The sequence below is a fragment of the Mesoflavibacter sp. CH_XMU1404-2 genome (assembly GCF_037029465.1).
Lineage (GTDB): Bacteria > Bacteroidota > Bacteroidia > Flavobacteriales > Flavobacteriaceae > Mesoflavibacter.
The window spans coordinates 145005-167320 of the sequence record NZ_JAYMEM010000006.1 but is presented as its reverse complement, the minus strand read 5'-3'; the positions used below and the strand labels follow the sequence as shown (position 1 = coordinate 167320).

Annotated in this window: 24 protein-coding genes; 19 read left to right on the top strand and 5 right to left on the bottom strand. The window is 31.5% G+C overall.

From position 1 onward, the window contains the following. The first annotated feature begins 8 nt into the window (after positions 1-8). Positions 9-1283: a DUF2254 domain-containing protein gene (locus WA327_RS05435; protein WP_336067323.1), complete on the top strand. Its 1275-nt coding sequence runs from the start codon at positions 9-11 to the stop codon at positions 1281-1283. On the opposite strand, the gene WA327_RS05430 is transcribed toward WA327_RS05435, so the two are convergent. Beyond that, entirely contained in the window at positions 1272-2078 is an 807-nt protein-coding gene (locus WA327_RS05430) for a hypothetical protein (RefSeq protein WP_336067321.1), read from the bottom strand. The two genes, WA327_RS05435 and WA327_RS05430, sit on opposite strands and share 12 nt — an antisense overlap. Positions 2079-2163: 85 nt before the next feature. On the opposite strand from WA327_RS05430, the gene WA327_RS05425 reads away from it, so the two are divergent. The 3 genes from WA327_RS05425 to WA327_RS05415 are packed head-to-tail and all read left to right on the top strand — an operon-like array spanning position 2164 to position 4371. Next, entirely contained in the window at positions 2164-2850 is a 687-nt protein-coding gene (locus WA327_RS05425; RefSeq protein WP_336067319.1) for a glycerophosphodiester phosphodiesterase family protein, read from the top strand. Continuing rightward, complete coding sequence (locus WA327_RS05420; RefSeq protein WP_336067317.1) at positions 2847-4055, top strand: NAD(P)/FAD-dependent oxidoreductase; 1209 nt, start codon at positions 2847-2849, stop codon at positions 4053-4055. Before WA327_RS05425 ends, WA327_RS05420 begins: the two co-directional genes overlap by 4 nt. A 1-nt stretch (position 4056) precedes the next feature. After that, positions 4057-4371: a DUF1697 domain-containing protein gene (locus tag WA327_RS05415; RefSeq protein WP_336067315.1), complete on the top strand. Its 315-nt coding sequence runs from the start codon at positions 4057-4059 to the stop codon at positions 4369-4371. Positions 4372-4588: 217 nt separating this feature from the next. Here the strand turns inward: WA327_RS05415 and WA327_RS05410 are convergent, their stop codons facing one another. Beyond that, positions 4589-5149 (bottom strand): TetR/AcrR family transcriptional regulator, encoded by a 561-nt coding sequence (locus tag WA327_RS05410; protein WP_336067312.1) that lies wholly within the window; start codon positions 5147-5149, stop codon positions 4589-4591. 201 nt (positions 5150-5350) lie between these two features. Between WA327_RS05410 and WA327_RS05405 the strand changes: the two genes are divergently transcribed. Genes WA327_RS05405 through WA327_RS05390 form a run of 4 tightly spaced genes read left to right on the top strand, consistent with a single transcriptional unit; the run spans position 5351 to position 9204 of the window. Next, the gene (locus WA327_RS05405) at positions 5351-6430 is read left to right on the top strand and encodes a diphosphomevalonate decarboxylase (RefSeq protein ID WP_336067311.1); all 1080 of its coding nucleotides are present in this window, start codon (positions 5351-5353) and stop codon (positions 6428-6430) included. A 28-nt stretch (positions 6431-6458) separates the two neighbouring features. Further along, positions 6459-7388 carry a mevalonate kinase gene (locus WA327_RS05400; RefSeq protein WP_336067309.1) on the top strand — a complete coding sequence of 310 codons (930 nt, stop codon included), beginning with the start codon at positions 6459-6461 and terminating at the stop codon, positions 7386-7388. Positions 7389-7422: 34 nt separating this feature from the next. Next, a complete protein-coding gene (locus WA327_RS05395) occupies positions 7423-8328 on the top strand; it encodes a geranylgeranylglycerol-phosphate geranylgeranyltransferase (RefSeq protein ID WP_336067307.1) in 906 nt (301 codons plus the stop codon). 33 nt (positions 8329-8361) lie between these two features. Beyond that, the gene (locus WA327_RS05390) at positions 8362-9204 is read left to right on the top strand and encodes a pseudouridine synthase (RefSeq protein WP_336067304.1); all 843 of its coding nucleotides are present in this window, start codon (positions 8362-8364) and stop codon (positions 9202-9204) included. Between the two features lie 32 nt (positions 9205-9236). Here the strand turns inward: WA327_RS05390 and WA327_RS05385 are convergent, their stop codons facing one another. Next, positions 9237-10109 carry a sterol desaturase family protein gene (locus WA327_RS05385; RefSeq protein ID WP_336067302.1) on the bottom strand — a complete coding sequence of 291 codons (873 nt, stop codon included), beginning with the start codon at positions 10107-10109 and terminating at the stop codon, positions 9237-9239. A 407-nt stretch (positions 10110-10516) separates the two neighbouring features. On the opposite strand from WA327_RS05385, the gene WA327_RS05380 reads away from it, so the two are divergent. The 6 genes from WA327_RS05380 to WA327_RS05355 all read left to right on the top strand — a co-directional run bounded on the left by WA327_RS05380 (position 10517) and on the right by WA327_RS05355 (position 15439). Next, entirely contained in the window at positions 10517-11914 is a 1398-nt protein-coding gene (locus WA327_RS05380) for an arginine decarboxylase (protein ID WP_336067300.1), read from the top strand. Next, positions 11904-12839 carry an agmatinase gene (gene speB / locus WA327_RS05375; RefSeq protein WP_336067297.1) on the top strand — a complete coding sequence of 312 codons (936 nt, stop codon included), beginning with the start codon at positions 11904-11906 and terminating at the stop codon, positions 12837-12839. Before WA327_RS05380 ends, speB begins: the two co-directional genes overlap by 11 nt. Further along, on the top strand, positions 12829-13803 hold the full coding sequence (locus WA327_RS05370) for a deoxyhypusine synthase family protein (protein WP_336067295.1): 975 nt from the start codon (positions 12829-12831) through the stop codon (positions 13801-13803). Before speB ends, WA327_RS05370 begins: the two co-directional genes overlap by 11 nt. Positions 13804-13859: 56 nt before the next feature. Further along, complete coding sequence (locus WA327_RS05365) at positions 13860-14183, top strand: hypothetical protein (protein WP_336067292.1); 324 nt, start codon at positions 13860-13862, stop codon at positions 14181-14183. A gap of 2 nt (positions 14184-14185) precedes the next feature. Next, on the top strand, positions 14186-14962 hold the full coding sequence (locus WA327_RS05360; RefSeq protein ID WP_336067289.1) for an RMD1 family protein: 777 nt from the start codon (positions 14186-14188) through the stop codon (positions 14960-14962). A 138-nt stretch (positions 14963-15100) separates the two neighbouring features. After that, positions 15101-15439 carry a hypothetical protein gene (locus tag WA327_RS05355; protein ID WP_336067286.1) on the top strand — a complete coding sequence of 113 codons (339 nt, stop codon included), beginning with the start codon at positions 15101-15103 and terminating at the stop codon, positions 15437-15439. 52 nt (positions 15440-15491) lie between these two features. Here the strand turns inward: WA327_RS05355 and yihA are convergent, their stop codons facing one another. Together yihA and WA327_RS05345 are read right to left on the bottom strand one after the other, a co-directional pair. After that, positions 15492-16100 (bottom strand): ribosome biogenesis GTP-binding protein YihA/YsxC, encoded by a 609-nt coding sequence (yihA, locus tag WA327_RS05350; protein WP_336067283.1) that lies wholly within the window; start codon positions 16098-16100, stop codon positions 15492-15494. 33 nt (positions 16101-16133) lie between these two features. Then, a complete protein-coding gene (locus tag WA327_RS05345; RefSeq protein WP_336067281.1) occupies positions 16134-16898 on the bottom strand; it encodes an alpha/beta hydrolase in 765 nt (254 codons plus the stop codon). A gap of 273 nt (positions 16899-17171) precedes the next feature. Between WA327_RS05345 and mraZ the strand changes: the two genes are divergently transcribed. From mraZ to WA327_RS05320, 5 genes are all read left to right on the top strand, one after another. Further along, positions 17172-17639 carry a division/cell wall cluster transcriptional repressor MraZ gene (gene mraZ / locus WA327_RS05340; protein WP_336067278.1) on the top strand — a complete coding sequence of 156 codons (468 nt, stop codon included), beginning with the start codon at positions 17172-17174 and terminating at the stop codon, positions 17637-17639. Further along, positions 17626-18522 carry a 16S rRNA (cytosine(1402)-N(4))-methyltransferase RsmH gene (rsmH, locus tag WA327_RS05335; RefSeq protein ID WP_336067276.1) on the top strand — a complete coding sequence of 299 codons (897 nt, stop codon included), beginning with the start codon at positions 17626-17628 and terminating at the stop codon, positions 18520-18522. The genes mraZ and rsmH overlap by 14 nt, the downstream gene beginning before the upstream one ends. A 2-nt stretch (positions 18523-18524) precedes the next feature. Then, on the top strand, positions 18525-18842 hold the full coding sequence (locus tag WA327_RS05330) for an FtsL-like putative cell division protein (RefSeq protein ID WP_106686899.1): 318 nt from the start codon (positions 18525-18527) through the stop codon (positions 18840-18842). A gap of 64 nt (positions 18843-18906) precedes the next feature. Next, a complete protein-coding gene (locus tag WA327_RS05325) occupies positions 18907-20850 on the top strand; it encodes a penicillin-binding protein (RefSeq protein ID WP_336067597.1) in 1944 nt (647 codons plus the stop codon). Next, on the top strand, positions 20850-22313 hold the full coding sequence (locus tag WA327_RS05320; RefSeq protein ID WP_336067274.1) for a UDP-N-acetylmuramoyl-L-alanyl-D-glutamate--2,6-diaminopimelate ligase: 1464 nt from the start codon (positions 20850-20852) through the stop codon (positions 22311-22313). Before WA327_RS05325 ends, WA327_RS05320 begins: the two co-directional genes overlap by 1 nt. The last annotated feature ends 3 nt before the right edge of the window (positions 22314-22316 follow it).

Below are 22316 nucleotides of genomic sequence, written 5' to 3'. Positions count from 1 at the left end.
CAGATTCAATGAAAAACTATTTAGCAAGTTTATTAAAATATGTCTATAAGTTAGAAGGTAAAATTGCGTTTTACCCAACTTTTTATAGTGTAATAGGTCTTGCTTTTTCATTTTTAACTTATCGTGCCGAAAGCTTAGGTTTTTCTCAGTATTTATATGAAAATCTTCCACAGTTAATCATTAATAGTACGGATACTGCACTAAACATTTTAACCACTTTTATTGCTGGTTTAATTTCAATTATGGTGTTTAGTTTTTCAATGGTGATGGTGTTGCTTAATCAAGCTTCAAGCAACTTTTCGCCAAGAGTTTTACCTGGCTTAATTTCTAATAAAAGGCATCAAAAAATATTAGGTATTTATAATGCTACTTTGCTGTATTGTATTTTTACTTTGGTACAAATAGAACCTAACCAAGAAAAATTTCAGCTTCCAGGATTTTCGGTGTTATTAGCAATTGGATTTATGACTGTTTGTTTAGGTGCTTTTATTTATTTTATTCATTCTATTTCACAAGAAATTCAAGTGAATAACATTGTTTTAAATATCTATAAAAAAGCCAAAAATAGATTAGAAAAGCTTATAGATTCAGAAAAAAATAACAATCAAAATTTTCCTGACACTGAAGATTGGAATTGCTACAAAACAAAAACGTCTGGTTACATGCAAGATGTTGTGTTAGGTGTTTTTCTTGATTTTGCAAAAGAGAATGATTGCAAGTTTGAAATAGTTTCTATCAAAGGAAATTTTGTTTTCAAAGATGAAATTCTCTTTAAATGTAATAAGCAACTTAACGAAGAACAATTAGAAGAAGTGCATTCGTTTTTTAGTTTTTCAAGCAGTCAACGCATAGAAGATAATTATGTGTTAGCTTTTAAGCAAATGACCGAAATTGCTGTAAAATCGATGTCGCCAGGTATAAACGATCCTGGTACAGCATTAATTTGTATAGATTATTTAACCCAATTATTTAAAATCAGGCTGCATAAAAAAGACCAGATTGTTTTATGTAAAGAAGATGTAGGTTTTGTAAAAGTCAATGCTGTAGACTTTAAATCGCTTTTATATTCTGTGATTACACCAATAAGAACATATTCTAAACATGATATTGTCGTGGTTTTAAAACTGTTTACACTGTTAGAGCAGCTTAATCATAAGTCAAAAAACAATTCTTATTCTAAAACTATAAAACAAGAAGCTAAAACTTTATATAAAGACGCAAAAGAAGCTATTAAAAGCGAAACAGATTTAGCAAAATTAGAAGACGCTTTTTTAAAGTTTTAAGGCGTAAATATTATTGTCTTCCTTGCCAGAATCTTCATCTGTAATAATCACAGTGTTGTTGTCTTTAAAACAAATACCTTCTTTTTGAGAGTCATGTTCAAAATCTACCGCTTCAACGTTTCCTTCAAAAAAGTTATCATCTTTAAAGTTTGTAAGTTTCCATAATTTATCGTGGTTAAGCAGTACTATGGTTTTGCCGTCTTTGCTAATGTCTGCAGATGTAATTTTGTTATGTTTTCCGTCTAAATTATATTCTATAGCAAGTTCTGCTATATGAGTCCCTATTGTGTTTGGGACTTTTAAAACTTTAAAGTTCTTGGTTTCTTTAGTAAAAATGTAAAAGTTATCATTGTATAAAAAGAAAGATTCAAAATCTTCAGATTTTACATTTTTTGGTAAAGTAAAATGAATGGTATCTGCAGTAACTTTATCTTTAACCGAATTTATATCTTCAATTTTATAGATAAAAAAATGTTCTCTTTTTCTGCTGTTATTTCCAAAATCACCAATGTATAGATTGCCGTCATCATCACTGGTTAGATCTTCCCAGTCTTCATTTTTAACATTACTAACATCAATATCTTTTACAATACTTCCTTTAAAGTCCATACCGTAAACATTGTTTTTATTTCCTGCATCTTCAATAGTCCAAACAATGTTTGTGTTGTTGACTATTTCTGCAGCAGAAGCTTCTTCTAAATCACTGTCAATGGAGCCTAAAACAGTTAGTTTTCCGCTTTGACAAGACATAAAAAGTAATATTAAAAAGGCAATAGGTTTTAACTTAAAAATCATAAATTGTACATTATTTAATGAGAATAGAATATAAGTATTGTTGTATTTATATTAAAAAATAGACTCATAAAAAAATTATAAATTAATGAAAAGCACCTTAAAAGTGGGACACAGAGGCGCAAAGGGTTACATATCAGAAAACACGTTACCTTCAATACAAAAAGCATTGGATTTAAATGTAGATGGAATTGAAATAGATGTGCATCTTTGTGCATCTGGAGAACTGGTTGTGTTTCATGATTTTACCTTAGACAGAATGACAAATGGTACTGGCGAAATCGGAAAACAAACCCTTAGTCAGTTACAAAACTTATTGGTAGATGGTAAATATAAAATCCCAACGTTAACTGAAGTTTTAGACTTGATACATGCAAAATGTTTGCTTAATATCGAGTTAAAAGGAGAAAAAACAGCGCTACCAACAGTAAAGTTGCTACATCAATATTTTGATAAAGGAACTTGGACTTACAATAATGTTTTAATAAGTAGTTTTCAAAGAAAAGAGTTAGAAGCTGTCTATAATTTTGATGAAAGAATGTCTTTAGGTGTATTAACAAAAGCAAGTGTAAACGCATCTATTAGATTTGCAAAAACGATAAATGCTGTTGCAATTCATCCTAACTTTGCACTTTTAAGTAAGAATAATGTGAAAGAAGCTCAAGACGAAGGTTTTAAAGTAAATGCTTGGACAGTTAACGATTTTGAGTCTATAGAGCGTATCAAATCTTACGGAGTTGATGCAATAATTAGTGATTTTCCTGATAGAATATGAAATATTTTGATGTTATAATTGTTGGTGGTGGCGCAGCTGGTTTTTTTGCAGCTATTAACATTGCAGAGCAATACCCAGATTTAACTGTTGCAATTTTAGAAAAAAGTAAAGAGGTTTTATCTAAGGTAAAAGTCTCTGGTGGCGGACGTTGTAATGTAACACATGCCGAGTTTATTCCTCAGGAACTAGTTAAAAATTATCCACGAGGAGAAAAGGAATTACTTGGTCCTTTTCATGCATTTATGACAGGAGATACTATGGAATGGTTTGAAAAAAGAGGCGTACCACTTAAAATAGAAGACGATGGACGCATTTTTCCGGAGTCTAACAGTTCTCAAACTATCATAGATTGTTTTTTATACGAAGCAAACAAACTTGGTGTTGAGGTTATCAAACAGCAAGTTGTTACAGAGTTTAATAAAGATGAATTTTGGCAGGTCAAAACAAAAGCAGATCAATTTTCGTGTGAAAAACTAATAATAGCAACAGGAAGTAGTACTAAAATTTGGGAACAATTAGAACAGCTTGGTCATAGTATTGTGCAACCAGTACCATCATTATTTACGTTCAATATTAATGATTCTAGAATTAAAGAAATTCCTGGTGTTGTTGCTCAAAATGTAACTGTAAAAGTTTTAGAGACCAACCTTGAAAGTCATGGACCTTTATTGATTACACACTGGGGAATGAGTGCTCCTGCTATACTAAAACTATCAGCTTTTGGTGCTGTAGAATTGGCCGAAAAAAAATATAATTTTCAAATAGAAATCAATTTTATAAATCAAGATTTTGAAAATGTAATATCACAATTAAAGCAAGCTAAAATTGACTTAGCGAAGAAAGTAGTTGCTAATTATTCAATGTTTGATTTACCAAAACGCTTATGGAATCAATTGGTGTTAGCATCAGATATTAATCAAGATATAAGATGGGCAGATGTTAATAAATCTCAGTTAGAAAATTTATCTGGTCAATTAACTAAAGCTATTTTTAATGTGACAGGAAAAAGTACTTTTAAAGAAGAATTTGTTACCGCAGGAGGAATAGATTTAAAAGAAGTAAATTTTAAAAATTATCAAAGTAAACTTTTTGATAACTTATATTTTGCGGGCGAAGTTATTAATGTAGATGCTATTACAGGAGGATTTAATTTTCAAAATGCTTGGACTGCTGCATATATTTTATCTAAAAACCTTTTAATTTAAGATGAAAACTTACGTAGCATTTTTAAGAGGAATAAACGTTGGTGGTCATCATAAAATATTAATGAAAGACCTAAGAGAATTATTAAATAGTATCGGTTTTAAAGATGTAAAAACATACATCCAAAGTGGTAATGTTATTTTTAAAAGTGATGTTGAAAATAATTCACTTTTAGAAGAAAAAATTCTAAATATTATAAAAGATAAATACAATTACAATATTGATGTTGTTGTAAAACAACCTCAAGATATTCAAGCTATTTTAGATAATTCACCTTTTGATCAATCAACAACCGAAAAAGCTTATTTTATTTTATAAAAAACTCTCCATCAAGTCAAAATATTGAGCAAATACAGTCAATACATTATCCCGATGAAGAGTTTTTTGTAACTAGCAAAGTTGTTTATCTTTATTGTAAGAAAGGGTATGGCAATGCAAAATGTAATAACGTGTTTTTTGAGAAAAAACTTAATGTAATTACAACTGCCAGAAATTATAAAACCTTAAATAAAGTGATAGAAATTGGTAAGGATGATTAGTGCTTTCTAATACTGTCCCAAGCCATTTCTGTAACTTGCTTAATTTCTTTTTCTGATAATTCTATTGCACCCATTTCTTTAAGCTTTACAGCAGTTGTAATACAACCAGAAGCTGTTTGCATTAATAATCTTAACTCTACATCGTTTCTAAGATGGTCTTCATCAATTCCTTTTTGGAAAAAATCTCTTAAACCAGCAGTGTATTCTCTAACAGCTTCAACTAAGTCTTTAGGCATTAAAGGTGGTACAGCTACAAACTCCATAAACTTAAAAGCTAATGGATTACCAATGTAATAGTTAAATAAGTTTTGGCAAATTGCTTCAAATTGCGTTTTGAAATCAGCATCCGGTAAATTAGCCATTAAAACAACACCGTAATCTTGATTAATCATTTTGTAAATTTCCTCTAAGATTTCTTGTTTGTTGTCAAAATAGTGGTAAATAGTACCAACTGCAACATTAGCCTCTTTTGCTACTTGTGACATAGGTGTAGCATAAACACCTTGTTTTACCACCAATTCTAGCATGGTAAAAATTATTCGTTGTCTTTTATCCATTTGGATACAAAAAATTTGATAAGGTGAAAGAAGTTTTTGGTTAATTTTGGGAGTACTTCCACCTTAAGTTAGTTAATTAAACATTTAAATTTACACAAAGTGAATAAATAAATCAATTAATTAAATTGAATGCCTATTCATTGTAAAACTACTAAAATTATAGAATAATAAAAACTATCTTTGTCAAAAAATAAATAATAAATGTTGATAGATCAGTTTTGTTTTTCATTAGATGTTAGTAAACTTAAGGAAGGAAGCGTGATTTGGGAATCTCCTAGCAATATTGCTTTAATCAAATATTGGGGAAAAAAAGAGCATCAAATTCCAGAAAATACATCCATAAGTTTCACTTTAAATGAGTGTAAAACAATTACAACTTTAACATTTACTAAGAAAAAATTAACAGAAAATTTCTCTTTTCAAGTCTTTTTAGATGAAAAACCTAAACCAGATTTTCAACCGAAGATTTCTACGTTTTTCAAGCGTATAGAAGCATATTTACCTTTTTTAAAACACTATCATTTTGTCATAAAAACTAAAAACACATTTCCTCATAGTTCGGGTATCGCTTCCTCAGCTTCTGGGATGAGTGCTTTAGCTTTATGTTTAATGGATGTCGAAAAATTACATAATCCACAAATGACACAAGATTACTTTAATAAAAAAGCGTCATTTTTAGCAAGATTAGGTTCTGGCAGTGCCAGCAGGAGTATTGAAGGACCAATTGTAGTTTGGGGTAATCATCCAGAAATTGAAGAAAGTAGCGAGCTTTTTGGTGTTAAATATCCACATAAAGTACATGATAATTTTAGTAATTTTAACGACACAATTTTACTTGTAGATAAAGGCGAGAAACAAGTAAGCAGTACTGTTGGTCATAATTTAATGCATGGACATCCATTTGCAAAAAATAGATTTATTCAAGCAGAAGAAAATATCTCTAAACTAAAATCAATTTTAGCGTCAGGAGATTTAAATGCATTTGTAGAACTTGTAGAAAGCGAAGCACTTACATTGCATGCTATGATGATGACAAGTTTGCCATACTTTATATTAATGAAACCAAATACACTTGAAATAATTAATAAAATATGGCAATTTAGAAATGAAACAGGTTTGCCAATTTGTTTTACTTTAGATGCTGGTGCTAACGTTCACGTTTTATATCCTGAAAAAGACGAAGAAAAAATATTAAAATTCATTAACACAGAGTTAGTTGCGTATTGCCAAAACGGTCATTATATTTGCGATAAAATTGGTTTTGGCGCTAAAAAGCTGTAATTTTATATAACCATTGCATTAATAGCTTATGAAAGGTCCCTTATTTTATTCTAAAATTTTACTCTTTGGTGAGTACGGAATCATCAAAGATTCTAAAGGATTATCTATACCTTACAATTTCTATAACGGCGCATTAAAAAAGGATAAAAACTTATCTGATCAAGCAAAAGCATCTAATGCTAGTCTTAAGCGTTTTGCAGAATATTTATCAAATATCAACAAAGATTTAGTGACTTTTGATATAGAAGCACTTAACCAAGATATTGATCAAGGTATGTTCTTTGATTCTTCAATACCACAAGGTTATGGAGTAGGAAGTAGTGGTGCTTTGGTAGCTGCTATTTATGATAAATATGCAGATGAAAAAATTACGGTTTTAGAAAATTTAACTAGAGATAAGCTATTAAAGTTGAAAGCTATTTTTTCTGAAATGGAATCTTTTTTCCACGGAAAATCTTCAGGATTAGATCCATTAAACAGTTATTTAAGCTTGCCAATTCTTATTAATTCTAAAGAAAATATTGAAGCAACAGGCATACCAACTCAAAGTACAGATGGTAAAGGTGCTGTGTTTTTATTAGATTCTGGTGTTGTTGGCGAAACTGCACCTATGGTTTCTATTTTTATGGAAAATATGAAACAAGAAGGCTTTAGAAATATGCTAAAAGACCAATTTATAAAACATACTGATGCTTGTGTTGAAGACTTCTTGAAAGGAGATATTAAATCTTTATTTAAAAACACTAAGCAATTATCTAAAGTAGTTTTTAATCATTTTAAACCTATGATTCCGGCACAATTCCATGAACTTTGGAAGAAAGGTCTCGAGACAAATGATTATTACTTAAAACTTTGCGGTTCTGGTGGCGGCGGATATATTTTAGGGTTTGCTCCAGACTTTAAAAAAGCAGAAGAAGCTTTAAAAGACTATAAATTAGAAGTTGTTTATAATTTCTAAAATTCCTGCGTAAGCAGAATTTCATTTTATTCATATGCTGTCCAGAAAACAAAAACATCTGCTAATTAAGTTTTTTAGTATGTTTTCTGTGGTAAGAGGCTACAATATTTTAGTGGTGATTGTAGCGCAATATTTAGCTTCGCTTTTTATTTTTGCGCATAATAAATCTGTAAAATCTGTTCTTTTAGATTTAAATTTATTAATGTTGGTTTTAGCGTCTGCAGCGGTTATTGCAGGCGGCTATATTATCAATAATTTTTACGACTCAGAAAAAGACTTAATCAACCGACCAAACAAGTCTATGTTAGATAGATTGGTAAGTCAAAACACAAAATTGTCTTTTTATTTTGTGTTAAATTTTTCAGCAATAATAATGGCTAGTTATGTGTCTTTTAAGCCTGTATTATTCTTTTCGGTGTATATTTTTGGTATTTGGTTTTACTCACATAAACTAAAGAAAATGCCAATAATTGGTAATTTAGTTTCTGCAATTTTAACCATAACACCTTTCTTTGTCATCTTTGTGTATTACAAAAATTTTGACAACGTTATTTTTGTACATGCTTCGTTTTTGTTTTTAATACTTTCAATTAGAGAACTCACCAAAGATTTAGAAAATATTAAAGGCGATTTAACGCTAAACTATAGAACAATTCCGATAGTTTATGGTGAATCTACTTCAAAAAAGATGATTAGTATTTTGGTAGCGTTAACATTAATTCCTTCCTATTTTTTAATCACTCAATTTAATATAGGTAAGATGAATTTCTATTTCTACATCTGCGAAATCTTATTGATCGTTTATTTATTTCTACTATGGAAATCTAAAACAAAAACGCATTATTTATGGCTTCACAATATCTTGAAATTCATTTTATTGGCAGGTGTTTTAAGCATTATATTAATAGACTATAATGTGGTAGTAGAGCGTATTTTGTAAAAAATTCGTTGTAGCTTTGCAAAAAAATAAATTATGAGTAGACATCAAGGTGCAAATGATAAGAGGAAAAATTCCGGTAGAGGAAGAGGTAACTCTAAAAGCAAAACTTATGCAAGAGGTAACGCGCCAGTAAAAACCAAAAAGGTTTCTAAACAGGCGTCTTCAGATTCTGACTTAATCAGGTTAAATAAATACATTGCAAATGCAGGTATTTGCTCACGTCGTGAGGCAGACCAACATATTGCAATGGGATTAGTTACAGTAAATGGTAGCGTAGTAACCGAAATGGGTTACAAAGTACAGTTGGATGATGAAGTACGTTACGATGGCGCAAGAATAAGTCCAGAGAAAAAGGCATACGTTTTATTAAACAAACCAAAAGGGTTTGCTACCACAACAAGTACAGATAAAGGTCGTACAGTTATGGATTTGGTTGCAAATGCAACAAATTCTAGAATTAAACCTATTGGTCGTTTAGGTCGAAACTCAACAGGATTATTACTATTTACAAATGATGAGAAAATTGTAAAAAAGTTTACAAATTCTAAAAACGGAGTTTCAAGATTATTTCATGTAGAATTAGATAAAAATCTAAAACTTGAAGACTTAAAGAAAATTCAAGAAGGATTTAAAGTAGATGATAAGTTAATCACCGTTGAAGAGATTAGTTATATCGATGGTTCTCCTAAAAAAGAAATTGGTATCAAAATTAAAAATACTGGTAATACCGTTTTAAGAACTATTTTTGATCACTTTAAATACGATATAGTCAAGATTGATTGTGTAGCAATAGCACATCTTACCAAAAAGGACATTCCGCGTGGTAACTGGAAAATCTTAACAGAACAAGAAGTAAACACATTAAAAATGTTATAACAAAAAAACCAACTTTTACAGTTGGCTTTTTTTTATTTCTCTTTCTTAAATCCGTAAGTGTTTTGACCAATAAAATCTTTAGGAAATTGGTCGTCACCTTCAAAACCAATTTCAATAGTACCACTATCTTCTGGTACATAATTAGTTTTAAAAATATAATCCCATAAGCTTAAGCTAATTCCGTAGTTAATACCATGCCTACCTTCTGGTATGGTATAAGCATGATGATAAAGATGCATGACAGGATTGTTAAAAATGTATTTAAATGGACCGTAAGTCAACTTAATATTAGAATGATTTAAATGCCCAATTGTGATTGCTGCAAAATGAACAATATAGGCTTGTTCTGGCTCAAAACCACCAAGAATCATAACGCCAAAAACTTTTAGAGGTTTGTATAAAACGTTTTCCATCCAATGATAACGTAAATGTGCTGCAAAACCCATTTCTTTAACGCTGTGATGTACTTTATGAAAATTCCAAAGCACTTCATATCTGTGTAGTAGCACATGAGTAAACCATTGTACAAAATCTAATATTAAAAAGAATACAAGCAATTGTAACCAAGGAGACCAGTTAGAGATATTTATTAAAGCTAGACTTTTTGCAGTTATGTTGAATTCAGCAAAAAATAAACTTAGTATTTTATAAAATCCGCTAATAACAATAGCAAACACAAAAAAGTTGAAAAACATATAAAAAGCATCCAACCAAAAATCTTTTCTAATGATTGCTTGATTTTTTCGCCAAGGAAAAGCAATTTCTAATCCCCAAACGATCAAAGATATAATGATTAATCCCCAAAAATAATTGGTGTACCAAGGGACTTCAAAAATTATAGATTTATAAGTCCAATTAACTGTGCCCAAAAAAGAATTTATAAAAGCGTCTAAATATTTTTCCATTTATTAATTATGAAACTAAAAAATTAGTCGTGCAAAATACTAAATCTTACAGCTGTTTTTTGTGATTTTTGTTACAATTAAACTAATTTTAAAAAAATTAAAAAAAAGTTTTGCGTGTCAAAAAAAAAATTACATTTGCCACGCATTTAGCTGAACATTTTGAAAACTGTTTCTACGTTCGGGCTTTTGAAAATTAGGAAGTCATACTCAAAAGCAGCTTACAGATTAAGCGACCGAATTTTAAAGCTAACTTCCGCATTTACTTCAATTTATGCTAGTCAGCATGAGCTTGGCTTTGTGCCAACTTATGACTTGAAAATTCAAATCTGATAATTTCTTATTATTTTTTTAACAGTTATTAAACACTGTGTTACTTAAATATTGCATAAATTTTTTCAAAAATAATAATGAACACTAAATACATAGATTTAATAAATCAAACTTTTGATTTTCCTCAAGAAGAATTTGATTTAAAAGATAAGACTTTACAATTTCACGATGTAGATTTAATGAAGTTAATAGAAGAATATGGCGCGCCATTAAAATTCACCTATTTACCTCAAATTTCTAATAACATTCAACGTGCTAAACAATGGTTTGCAAATGCTATAAAAACTCACAATTATAAGGGTAAATACAACTATTGTTATTGTACAAAAAGTTCTCATTTTAAACATGTTTTAAATGAAGCTTTAAAAAATGATATACACATAGAAACATCGTCTGCATTTGATATTGATATTGTAGAAAACCTTAAAAAAGAAGGCAAAATAACTAATGATACTTTTGTGGTTAGTAATGGTTTTAAACGTGAACAATACGTAACTAACATTGCAAGATTAATCAATAACGGACATCATAACTGTATACCAATAATCGATAATTATGAAGAAATCGATTTGCTTTCAGAAGAAATTAATGATAAATTTAAAGTAGGTATTAGGATTGCTTCTGAAGAAGAGCCAAAATTTGAGTTTTATACCTCGCGTTTAGGTATCGGTTACAAAAATATTGTACCTTTTTACAAAAGTCAGATTAAAGACAATCCAAAAGTAGAGCTTAAAATGCTTCACTTTTTTATCAATACAGGTATTAGAGATAATGCGTATTACTGGAACGAATTATTAAAATGTTTGCGCGTATACGTAAGTTTAAAAAAGATATGCCCAACATTAGATAGTTTAAATATTGGTGGTGGATTTCCTATAAAAAACTCTTTAGCATTTGAGTTTGATTATGAATATATGATAGACGAAATCATCAACCAGATACAAACCATATGCGATTTAGAAGGTGTAGATGTGCCTAATATTTTTACAGAATTTGGGAGTTTTACTGTAGGTGAAAGTGGAGGAGCAATCTATAAAGTACTATATCAAAAACAACAAAACGATCGTGAAAAATGGAATATGATCAACTCTTCTTTTATTACAACGTTACCAGATACATGGGCTATAAATAAAAGATTTATCATGCTGCCAATTAACCGTTGGCATGATAGTTATGAGCGTGTTCTGTTAGGTGGTTTAACTTGTGATAGTGATGATTATTACAATAGCGAACAACATATGAATGCAATATATCTACCAAAATATAATGTAGATAAACCTTTATACATAGGCTTTTTTAATACAGGAGCATACCAAGAAACCATTGGAGGATTTGGCGGTTTACAACACTGTTTAATACCAAGCCCAAAACACATCTTAATAAGTAAAGATGACGATGGAAACATCAAAACACAATTATTTTCTGAACAACAAAAAAGTGAAGACTTACTTAAAATTTTAGGTTATGCAAACTAAAACGTATGCAGGAATTCCAGAAGAATTCGCAAAATTAGAACAAGCAAAAGTAGTGTTAATTCCTGTGCCTTATGATGGTACAAGTACTTGGCAAAAAGGTGCAGATAAAGGTCCACAAGCCTTTTTAGATGCATCTGAAAACATGGAATTATACGACATTGAAACTGATACAGAAGTATATCAGCAAGGTGTGTTTTTGGCAGACGCTGTTACAGAAAACAGTAGTCCAGAAGCAATGGTAGAGGCAGTGCATGAAGCAACAAAAAAGTATATTAAAAAGAATAAGTTTGTAACCATTTTTGGTGGCGAGCACTCAATATCAATAGGAACCATTCGTGCGTTTAACGAGATGTATCCAAACTTAACAGTATTACAATTAGATGCGCATGCAGATTTACGTAAAGAGTATGAAGGATCTAAATGTAATCACGCTTGCGCAGTTTACGAAGCAAGTCAAACTACTAATTTAATTCAAGTGGGAATTAGATCTATGGATGCTATCGAAAAAACAGTAATGGATGAAGAAAAAACATACTTTGCTCATGAGATGGTAGAAGATAGCACTTGGATGGATAGCGCAATAGATCAAATGACAGACAATGTATTTATTACAATAGATTTAGATGTGTTTGATCCTTCTATTATGCCAAGCACTGGTACGCCAGAACCAGGTGGATTACTATGGTACGAAACTCTAGATTTTTTAAGACAAATATTTGAAGAAAAAAATGTAGTAGGTTTTGATATTGTAGAACTTTGCCCAAATAAAGATGAAAAATCTTCAGACTTTTTAGCTGCAAAATTATATTACAAAATGTTAAGCTATAAGTTTTTAGATCAAGATATAGACGACGAATACGATAATAATTACGAAAGCAAACAAAAAAATAACAGCTCAAAATATAACGAAGACGATGAGTACTAAAGGACCAATTTCTCAATTTATTCAACATCATTATTTACACTTTAATTCTGCAGCTCTTGTAGACGCAGCAAAAGGGTACGAAGCACAGTTAGACAACGGTGCAAAAATGTTAGTATCTCTTGCAGGTGCTATGAGTACAGCCGAGTTAGGTAAAAGTTTTGCAGAGATGATCCGTCAAGACAAGGTTCAAATAATAAGCTGTACAGGTGCCAACCTTGAAGAAGATATTATGAATCTTGTGGCGCATTCACATTACAAACGTGTGCCAAATTACCGTGATTTAACACCGCAAGACGAGTGGGATTTATTAGAAAAAGGATTAAACAGAGTAACAGATACTTGTATTCCAGAAGAAGAAGCTTTTAGAAGATTACAAGAGCATATCTATAAAATATGGAAAGACGCAGAAGCTAATGGCGAACGCTATTTTCCTCATGAATATATGTACAAAATGTTACTTTCTGGAGTTTTAGAAGAATATTACGAAATAGATTTAAAAGACTCATGGATGTATGCAGCAGCAGAAAGGAATTTACCAATAGTTGTTCCTGGTTGGGAAGATAGTACTATGGGTAACATTTTTGCTAGCTACGTATTAAAAGGAGAGCTTAAGGCAAGCACTATGAAATCTGGTATAGAATACATGACGTTTTTAGCAGATTGGTATACAGATAATTCACAAAACGGTATCGGCTTCTTCCAAATAGGAGGTGGTATTGCAGGAGATTTTCCTATCTGTGTTGTGCCAATGTTATATCAAGATATGGAGCGTACAGATACACCATTCTGGAGCTATTTCTGTCAAATAAGTGACTCTACAACCAGTTACGGATCTTATTCTGGTGCAGTACCAAATGAGAAAATTACATGGGGAAAATTAGACATAAATACACCAAAATTTATTGTAGAAAGTGATGCCACAATAGTTGCGCCATTAATTTTCGCATATCTTTTGGGTTGGTAAAAAATTCTATTAAATTTAAAATTGAAAAAACACAACCGAAAAAGTAAAATTATCCCATGAGAAAACCCGACAACCTAAAACGTGTTATTGTAGACTTCAAAAAGCTAACGCCAGAAATTTTAAAGCTTTTAGTTGAAAAATATCCTGATGGATATGATGAAGATCATATTATCGAGTTTAGAAATGCTAAAAACGAATTGGTAGAAGCAGTAGAAGTTACAACAGAAGATACTAAGTACTTAGTAAAAGTAAGTACGAAGTTGGTACAAACAATGGAGAATTATGACGAAGATGATTATGAAGATTATGATAATGATGATCCAGATGCTATACAAGATCCAGAGATAGAGCCTAGCGAAGAGCAGGACGATGACTTTTAAAAATGTACAAAGTTGTAGCTTATCAAATAGCTAGTAGCATTAATATAAAAACTTGCAAACAGCAATTGTCTTGGCAATTGCTGTTTCAAGATAGTGACGAGCTATTTTACGAAATTGATCAACATGCATTTGTTTATGTTTTTCAATACGGTATGGTTAGTTTTTTTAATATGACAGATAGTCAAATTGAAGAAGTATTAAAAACCCTAAAACCGCATACCAATAATTATTTCTCCGAAAAACTTTCTGAAGCAACAGAAGTTTTAATCAAACCAAACACACTTAAAGTTCAGTTTAACCATATAGAATTACCAACTCTTGATCAAGAAATGATAAGATTGGTAATGTTGTACGCATCGCAAAGTGTAGCATTAGATAGATATTCTGAAATTACAGAAGAATTGCTAGAACAAACCCATCAGCATACGTTATACTTAGAAAAAAAAGGAAAACTAGATATTTCAGGACATAAGTTAAAACGCTTTATTGGGAAGACGTTAAACATAAAAAATAAAATCTCTGAAAACCTATACATTTTTGATTCACCAGAAATAACTTGGGAAAAAGAGCAACTTAACAAGTTAAATACAGACCTAAAACAGTCTTTTGATTTGCATGCACGTTACCGATTAATACATGATAGAATCGAAATTATAAAAGAAAACTTAGAGCTTTTTAAAGATATTATGGATCACAGAGAAAGTAGTACTTTAGAGTGGATCATAATCATACTAATCGTAATTGAAGTCTTTGATCTTTTTGTGGCTAAATTTTGGTAGTCCAATAAGATTTTACAAACGCATATAATTTATTTTACCACACGTACTTACAAGGTATTGTAATACTAAAAGTAATCGGACTTGAGGTGGCAAACTTCCGAGCAAAAACAATCAAACTTAACTTTAATTTTTTTTAAAATGAAAACTAAACTTATCGTTTTAGCTTTAGCATTAGTTGCTTTTTTGTCAACAGCTTTTGTAACTCCGTTAACCAAAAACATAGTAAGTGGTACTTATGAAGGAACAGAAGAATTTAACTACGTATTTACAGTAACAGTAAAAGGAGAAAAACAAACAATGGAGTTTCAATACGCTTCAGATGAAGTATTAGAAAACTACGATTTAGACACAGATGATTATATAGGTGAAGATTTTACAATTACCTATGAAACTTCTACAGAAATAGTAGAAGACGAAGATGGTAATGAAGAAGAAGTAGAAGTTTTAACAATTACAGACTTAGTTTTAAATCAGTAATTGTACAATCTATTTAAAAAAAAGACCGCTATTATACGCGGTCTTTTTTATTTTACTGTTCAACTTCTATAGTGTTATTTAAATGGTCAATATAGCCAAGTAACTCGTCTTTACCAATATTTTTACTTGAAGACGTTACGAAGTAATTTGGCATGTCTTGCCAGGTTTCAAGAAGTATGTTTTTATAATCTTCTATATGTCTTTCTATAGCTTTTGGTTTAAGTTTGTCTGCTTTGGTAAACACAATAGAAAATGGTATACCGTTTAAGCCTAAGTATTCCATAAACTCTAAATCTATTGGTTGAGGTTTGTGTCTAATGTCTACTAAAACAAAAGCGGTAATTAGTTGTCTTCGCTTTTCAAAATATTCAGTTATAAACTTTTGAAATACTTTTTTTGTGCTTTTAGAAACACGAGCATAACCATAACCTGGTAGGTCTACTAAAAACCAATTATCATTAATTAAAAAATGATTTATTAGCTGAGTTTTTCCTGGTCTTCCAGAGGTTTTTGCTAAGCTTTTTCGGTTGGTAAGCATATTAATTAATGAAGATTTACCAACATTACTACGACCAATAAAAGCGTATTCTGCTAGCTTTTCTTTTGGGCATTTAGCAACATCAGAGTTGCTCATTACAAATGTGGCAGATTTAATATGCATTAGATTTGTTTTTATTTCCGCGAAAGCGATAAATTAAAACTCACGCTTTTTTAACCAAGCGTGTAAAATTTCATTAAAAGTATTTGGATGCTCCATCATTGCAGCATGACCGCATTTGTCAATCCAAAACAGCTCAGAGTCTGGTAAAAGACTGTTAAATTCATCTGCAACTTCTGGCGGAGTTACAGTGTCATTTTTTCCCCAAATAATGCAGGTAGGTGTTTGCATTTTAGGTAAATCTTTTGCCATATTATGTCTTATGGCACTTTTTGCAATAGCTAATGTTTTTATAAGCTTATTACGGTCGTTTACGGTTTTGTAAACTTCGTCTACAATCTCTTTAGTTGCTACTTCTGGATCATAAAAAACGTCTTGTGCTTTTTTCTTTATAACCTCGTAATCACTACGTTTTGTGTAGCCACTTCCCATAGCGCTTTCATAAAGTCCAGAGCTTCCAGTGATCACTAAAGCTTTTACTTTTTCTGGGTATAATTTTGTGTGATATAATCCGATATGTCCACCAAGTGAGTTTCCTAATAAAATAACATCTTCTAATCCTTTAAAATCTATAAATTCATGAAGATAATTTGCAAAAGCCTTTACGTTAGTTTTAAGTAAAGACATGGTGTAAACAGGTAGTTCTGGAATAATAATTTTATAGCCATTATCACTAAAATAAGAGGTGACAGCATCAAAGTTGCTTAGTCCACCCATTAATCCATGAAGTATAATAATTGGCTGTCCATTGCCAACTTCTATATAATTAAATTTTCCTTCTTTTTTTAGTTTGTGCGTCATTAAACGGTTAGTCTTTGCTTAGCAACAAATATAGGTATTTCATTTAAAATGAAACTGAAAATAAGTATTTACTTCAAAATTTAAATAATGAAATTTCCTTCATCATTTTCCCACTTCTTAACAAGTTGGTTATGGCTTGATTTTGCTTAGGTTTTAGCGCTTTGAAAGTGTTAAAATAACATAATTTATTAACAATGTGGTAAAATGTGGTAAAATGTGGTAAAATTTTCAATATATTTGGTTTTTAAATATATAACCCAGTCTCAAGCTGTTGTGAACTCATTTATAGGAACATACGAATGCAAAGTAGATGCCAAAGGAAGGCTAATGCTACCAGCTGCTTTAAAGAAGCAGATGGATGGTGTGTTGCAAGATGGGTTTGTGGTTAAACGCGCAGTATTTCAGGAGTGTTTGGAGTTGTATCCAATGACCGAATGGGATGCTTTAATGCAGAAGGTAAATAAGCTTAATCGTTTCAAAAAAAAGAACAACGATTTTATTAGAAGGTTTACTGCTGGTGTGAAAATGGTTGAGGTTGATGCTAACGGAAGATTGTTGATCCCGAAAGATTTAGTGGTGTTTGCGTCTATTTCAAAGGATATAGTAATGTCTTCTGCGGTTAATATTATTGAGATTTGGGATAAAACGAAGTATGAAAAAGCTATTGATGATGCAACTGTAGATTTTGCCGATTTAGCTGAAGAAGTGATGGGACAAGACGACGACGATGGAATATCATAACCCAGTTTTATTAAAAGAAACCGTTGACGGCTTAGCAATAAAAGAAGATGGAATTTATGTAGATGTCACTTTTGGTGGTGGCGGACACAGTAAAGAAATCTTAAGTCGTTTAGGTGAAAACGGAAAACTATACGCTTTTGATCAAGATAAAGACGCTCTTAAAAATAAAATAGACGATAGTCGCTTTACACTAATCAATGAAAACTTTAGATATATAAAACGATTTTTAAGGTTTTACGGTGTAAAAGAAGTAGATGGAATCTTAGGAGATTTTGGTGTGTCTTCACATCAATTTGATGTAGCAGAACGTGGTTTTTCTACGCGTTTTGAAGCAGATTTAGATATGAGGATGAATCAAAGTAATCAGTTATCAGCCTATCATGTGGTTAACGAGTATAGTCAAGAAGATTTGCGTGATGTGTTGTTGCAGTATGGCGAGTTAAGAGCTGCGCCAGCTATGGCAAGAGTGATTGTAGAAACAAGAATGAATGGCGAAATAAAAACATCAGAGCAGTTAAAATTTGCTTTAAAAAAGTTTTTATCTCCAAAGCATGAAAATAAAATTTTAGCCCAAATCTATCAAGCGATAAGGATAGAAGTGAATCAAGAAATTGAAGCTTTAAAAGAGTTTTTACAGCAAACACCAGAAGTTTTAAAGTCTGGAGGAAGATTAAGCCTAATTTCTTATCACTCTTTAGAAGATAGGTTAGTAAAACGCTTTATGCGAAACGGACTGTTTGAAGGAGAGCCAGAACGTGATGTTTTTGGAAGATTTGAAGTTCCGTTTAAAAAAGTAGGAAAATTAATAGTGCCAACAGCACAAGAGATAAAAGAAAACAATAGAGCTAGAAGTGCAAAACTTAGAATAGCAGAAAAACTATAAAAGTGAAAAAAAGTATCTATAGCATATTAAGAGGAACGTTTTTAGTTAGCGAAGACTCGTTTAAAAACTGGCGCGTCATCTTGTTTATTTCTGTGTTGGCAATAATAATGATAGCAAGTTCGCATAGCGCAGATAAAAAAGTGTACGAGATAGCAAGACTTAATAATGAAGTAAAAGAATTGCGATCGGCACTTTACGACGGAAGAACCAGATTGATGCAGTTAAAAATGGAATCTTCTGTTGTGAAAAAAATGAAAGAAAAAGGTTTGGCGCCTTCTGTAATACCGCCAACTAAAATAATTGTAAAACCACAAAATTAAGTTCTCAATCGTGGCAGTTAACGAAAAGAACATATTAAACAGATTGTATTTTGTAGCGGGATGTATGTTCATCTTCGCTATTGCTGTTGTGGTTAAATTATTAAGTATTCAGTTTGTGCAAGGTGAAAAATACAGAGCATTATCTGAAGAAAAACTTATAGATACCATTTCAATTCCTGCAAATCGTGGAAATGTGTACTCGGCAGACGGAAGTCTTTTAGCAACTTCAATTCCAAAATACGATATCAGGTTTGATGCAATTACGCCAACCGACAAACGATTTAAAGAGTACTTAACACCGTTAAGTGAAGCGCTTTCAAAATACTCTGGTAAGTCAGTTTCTTATTACAAAAAAGAATTACAAAAAGCACGAGAAAATAAGAACAGATATTTCTTATTAGCAAGGAACATAGGGTATTCAGACTACTTGAAATTTAGAAGTTTTCCGCTTTTAGAATTAGGTCCGTATAAAGGTGGTTTAATTGTGGAGCAATATGTAAAACGAGAGCATCCTTTAGGTGAAGTGGCACAACGTACCATTGGTTACGAGCGTGTTGATGACGAAGGAAATATAACAAGAGCAGGAATAGATGGTGCTTTTGGAAGTGATTATTTAAGAGGAATCGACGGAAAGCGGATCAAACAAAAAATAGGAAAAGGACAATGGAAACCTATTACAGTTGATAACGAAGTTGAGCCAAAAGATGGATACGATGTCTACACAACTATAGATGTAAACATTCAAGATATTGCACATCATGCTTTGTTAGAGCAATTAGAAAAATATGAAGCAGAGCATGGAACTGTAGTGGTTATGGAAGTGAAAACTGGTGAAATTAGAGCCATTTCAAACCTTGGTAGAACATCAAAAAACACCTATTACGAAAAAAGAAATTACGCAGTTTACGAAGCGCATGAACCTGGTTCTACATTTAAGTTAATGGCGTTAATGGCGACTTTAGAAGATAAAAAAGTAGACACTTCAGATGTGATAGATACTGGTAATGGTTACAAAGTGTTTTATGGTCGCGGAATTAAAGATTCTCATGGTCACGGAAAAATTTCGGCAGCTAGAGCTTTAGAAGTGTCTTCAAATATTGGTTTGGCAACTATTGTGGATAATGCGTATGCAAAAGATCCAAAACGCTTCTTGGATATCCTAAGTAAATGGAATTTAGATAAAAAGCTAAATATTTCAATAAAAGGTGAAGGCGAGCCAATGATACCAAAACCTGGTGATGATAGATGGAGTCGTAATGCATTGCCATCTATTGCTTATGGCTACAACTTAAAAATTACTCCGTTGCAAACATTAACATTTTACAATGCTGTTGCTAATAATGGTGTAATGGTTAAACCAAGATTTATAAGAGAAGTAAGGAGTTTAGATGAAAAAATAGAAGTGTTTGAAAAGGAAATCATTAATGAAAAAATCTGTTCAGATCAGACACTTCAAAAAGCAAAAACCATGTTGGAAAACGTGGTAAAGCGTGGTACAGGTACATCTTTATATTCAGATTATTTCTCTATGAGCGGAAAAACAGGTACGGCTCGTGTAGAATATTGGATGAAAGATTGGGCAGAAAACCCAAGATATATTTCATCTTTTGCAGGTTATTTTCCAGCAGATAATCCTAAGTATTCTTGCATTGTTGTTATTCATAAACCTAGTGTAAAAAAAGGGTTTTATGGTGCAGATGTATCTGGTCCGGTATTTAAAAAAGTGGCTCAAAAGATATTTACAGACACGCCAATTATTGATAAAGTTGAGAGTTTAGAAGCTAAAACGGCTAATGTAGAAAAGGAATACAAAACCTATTACAATATAGCGAATACGTATAAAACAATCATGCCAGACGTAACGGGTTTACCTGTTATGGATGCGGTTGCATTGTTAGAAAATATGGGTTTAAAAGTGAAAATTGAAGGCGTTGGTGTAGTAGAAAACCAATCTATTAGCAAAGGAACAAAAGTTAAAAAAGATCAAACAGTAGTTTTAAAAGCATAGTGATTACATTAAAAGACATATTATACAAAGTTACTTTAGATGCAGTTGTAGGTAGTACAAATGTTATGGTGCGTAACATTCATTTTAATTCACGTAGTGTGGCAATTAATGATGTGTTTGTAGCTGTTAAGGGAACTGTTGTAGATGGGCATAACTATATAGATGCAGCTGTAAGTCAAGGAGCAATTGCTGTAGTTTGTGAGGTGATTCCTGCAATAACAAAAAAAGAAGTAACCTATATTAAAGTAGATGACTCAAGTCGTGCTTTGGCAGTAATGGCATCTAACTTTTATGGTAATCCTTCAGAAAATTTAAAGTTAGTAGGTGTAACAGGTACAAACGGAAAAACAACTATAGCTTCACTATTATACCAATTATTTAAAAAAGCCGGTTTTAAAGTAGGTTTATTATCTACTGTAAAAATCATGGTAGATAATAAAGAGTTTTCAGCAACGCATACAACGCCAGACTCATTAACTATCAATGCGTATTTAAAGCAAATGAATGATGAAGGTGTAGAGTTTTGTTTTATGGAAGTCAGCTCACACGGAATCGACCAAAACAGAACATTAGGCTTAAAGTTTGAAGGCGGAATTTTCACCAATCTGTCACACGATCATTTAGATTATCACAATTCTTTTGCAGAATACAGAGATGTTAAAAAACGCTTTTTTGATGAGTTGCCAAACACTGCTTTTGCGCTAACAAACATAGATGATAAAAACGGAAGCATCATGCTTCAAAATACAAAAGCAAAACAGTATAGCTATGCCTTAAAAAGCTATGCAGATTATAAAGCTCAAATTTTAGAAAATCAATTTAACGGATTGCTGCTAAAGCTGAATGATAACGAGGTTTGGGTACGATTAATCGGCACATTTAACGCATATAATATTTTGGCAATTTTCGCTTGCGCGGAATTATTAGGTCTTGAAAAAGATGAATTGTTAAGATTTATTAGCGAGTTAGAAAGTGTAAGCGGAAGATTTCAATTCTTAATTTCTGATGAAAAAATTACCGCAATTGTGGATTATGCACATACGCCAGATGCGCTGGAAAATGTGTTAGAAACCATAAATGATATTCGTACCAAAAACGAAGAATTAATTACAGTTGTAGGTTGTGGTGGAGATAGGGATAAAACCAAGCGTCCAAAAATGGGACATATCGCTTCGGCTTTAAGTACAAAGGTGATTTTTACTAGTGATAATCCACGAACAGAAGTGCCAGAAACCATTATTGATGACATTGAAAAAGGCGTAGAAGCTCAAAATTTTAAAAAAACAATGTCTATTGTAGATAGAAAACAAGCCATTAAAACAGCATGTCAATTAGCAAATCCTAATGATATTATTTTAATAGCAGGAAAAGGACATGAAACCTATCAAGAGGTAAATGGTGTTAGGTCAGATTTTGACGATTTCAAAATTGTAAAAGAATTTTTAAAACAGTTACAAAAATAGAAA

Bases quoted from the DNA above. Each gene is read 5' to 3' on its own strand.
- WA327_RS05435 (WP_336067323.1), top strand. From the start codon at position 9: ATGAAAAACTATTTAGCAAGTTTATTAAAATATGTCTATAAGTTAGAA.
- WA327_RS05430 (WP_336067321.1), bottom strand. From the start codon at position 2,078: ATGATTTTTAAGTTAAAACCTATTGCCTTTTTAATATTACTTTTTATG.
- WA327_RS05425 (WP_336067319.1), top strand. From the start codon at position 2,164: ATGAAAAGCACCTTAAAAGTGGGACACAGAGGCGCAAAGGGTTACATA.
- WA327_RS05420 (WP_336067317.1), top strand. From the start codon at position 2,847: ATGAAATATTTTGATGTTATAATTGTTGGTGGTGGCGCAGCTGGTTTT.
- WA327_RS05415 (WP_336067315.1), top strand. From the start codon at position 4,057: ATGAAAACTTACGTAGCATTTTTAAGAGGAATAAACGTTGGTGGTCAT.
- WA327_RS05410 (WP_336067312.1), bottom strand. From the start codon at position 5,149: ATGGATAAAAGACAACGAATAATTTTTACCATGCTAGAATTGGTGGTA.
- WA327_RS05405 (WP_336067311.1), top strand. From the start codon at position 5,351: ATGTTGATAGATCAGTTTTGTTTTTCATTAGATGTTAGTAAACTTAAG.
- WA327_RS05400 (WP_336067309.1), top strand. From the start codon at position 6,459: ATGAAAGGTCCCTTATTTTATTCTAAAATTTTACTCTTTGGTGAGTAC.
- WA327_RS05395 (WP_336067307.1), top strand. From the start codon at position 7,423: ATGCTGTCCAGAAAACAAAAACATCTGCTAATTAAGTTTTTTAGTATG.
- WA327_RS05390 (WP_336067304.1), top strand. From the start codon at position 8,362: ATGAGTAGACATCAAGGTGCAAATGATAAGAGGAAAAATTCCGGTAGA.
- WA327_RS05385 (WP_336067302.1), bottom strand. From the start codon at position 10,109: ATGGAAAAATATTTAGACGCTTTTATAAATTCTTTTTTGGGCACAGTT.
- WA327_RS05380 (WP_336067300.1), top strand. From the start codon at position 10,517: ATGAACACTAAATACATAGATTTAATAAATCAAACTTTTGATTTTCCT.
- speB (WP_336067297.1), top strand. From the start codon at position 11,904: ATGCAAACTAAAACGTATGCAGGAATTCCAGAAGAATTCGCAAAATTA.
- WA327_RS05370 (WP_336067295.1), top strand. From the start codon at position 12,829: ATGAGTACTAAAGGACCAATTTCTCAATTTATTCAACATCATTATTTA.
- WA327_RS05365 (WP_336067292.1), top strand. From the start codon at position 13,860: ATGAGAAAACCCGACAACCTAAAACGTGTTATTGTAGACTTCAAAAAG.
- WA327_RS05360 (WP_336067289.1), top strand. From the start codon at position 14,186: ATGTACAAAGTTGTAGCTTATCAAATAGCTAGTAGCATTAATATAAAA.
- WA327_RS05355 (WP_336067286.1), top strand. From the start codon at position 15,101: ATGAAAACTAAACTTATCGTTTTAGCTTTAGCATTAGTTGCTTTTTTG.
- yihA (WP_336067283.1), bottom strand. From the start codon at position 16,100: ATGCATATTAAATCTGCCACATTTGTAATGAGCAACTCTGATGTTGCT.
- WA327_RS05345 (WP_336067281.1), bottom strand. From the start codon at position 16,898: ATGACGCACAAACTAAAAAAAGAAGGAAAATTTAATTATATAGAAGTT.
- rsmH (WP_336067276.1), top strand. From the start codon at position 17,626: ATGGAATATCATAACCCAGTTTTATTAAAAGAAACCGTTGACGGCTTA.
- WA327_RS05325 (WP_336067597.1), top strand. From the start codon at position 18,907: ATGTTCATCTTCGCTATTGCTGTTGTGGTTAAATTATTAAGTATTCAG.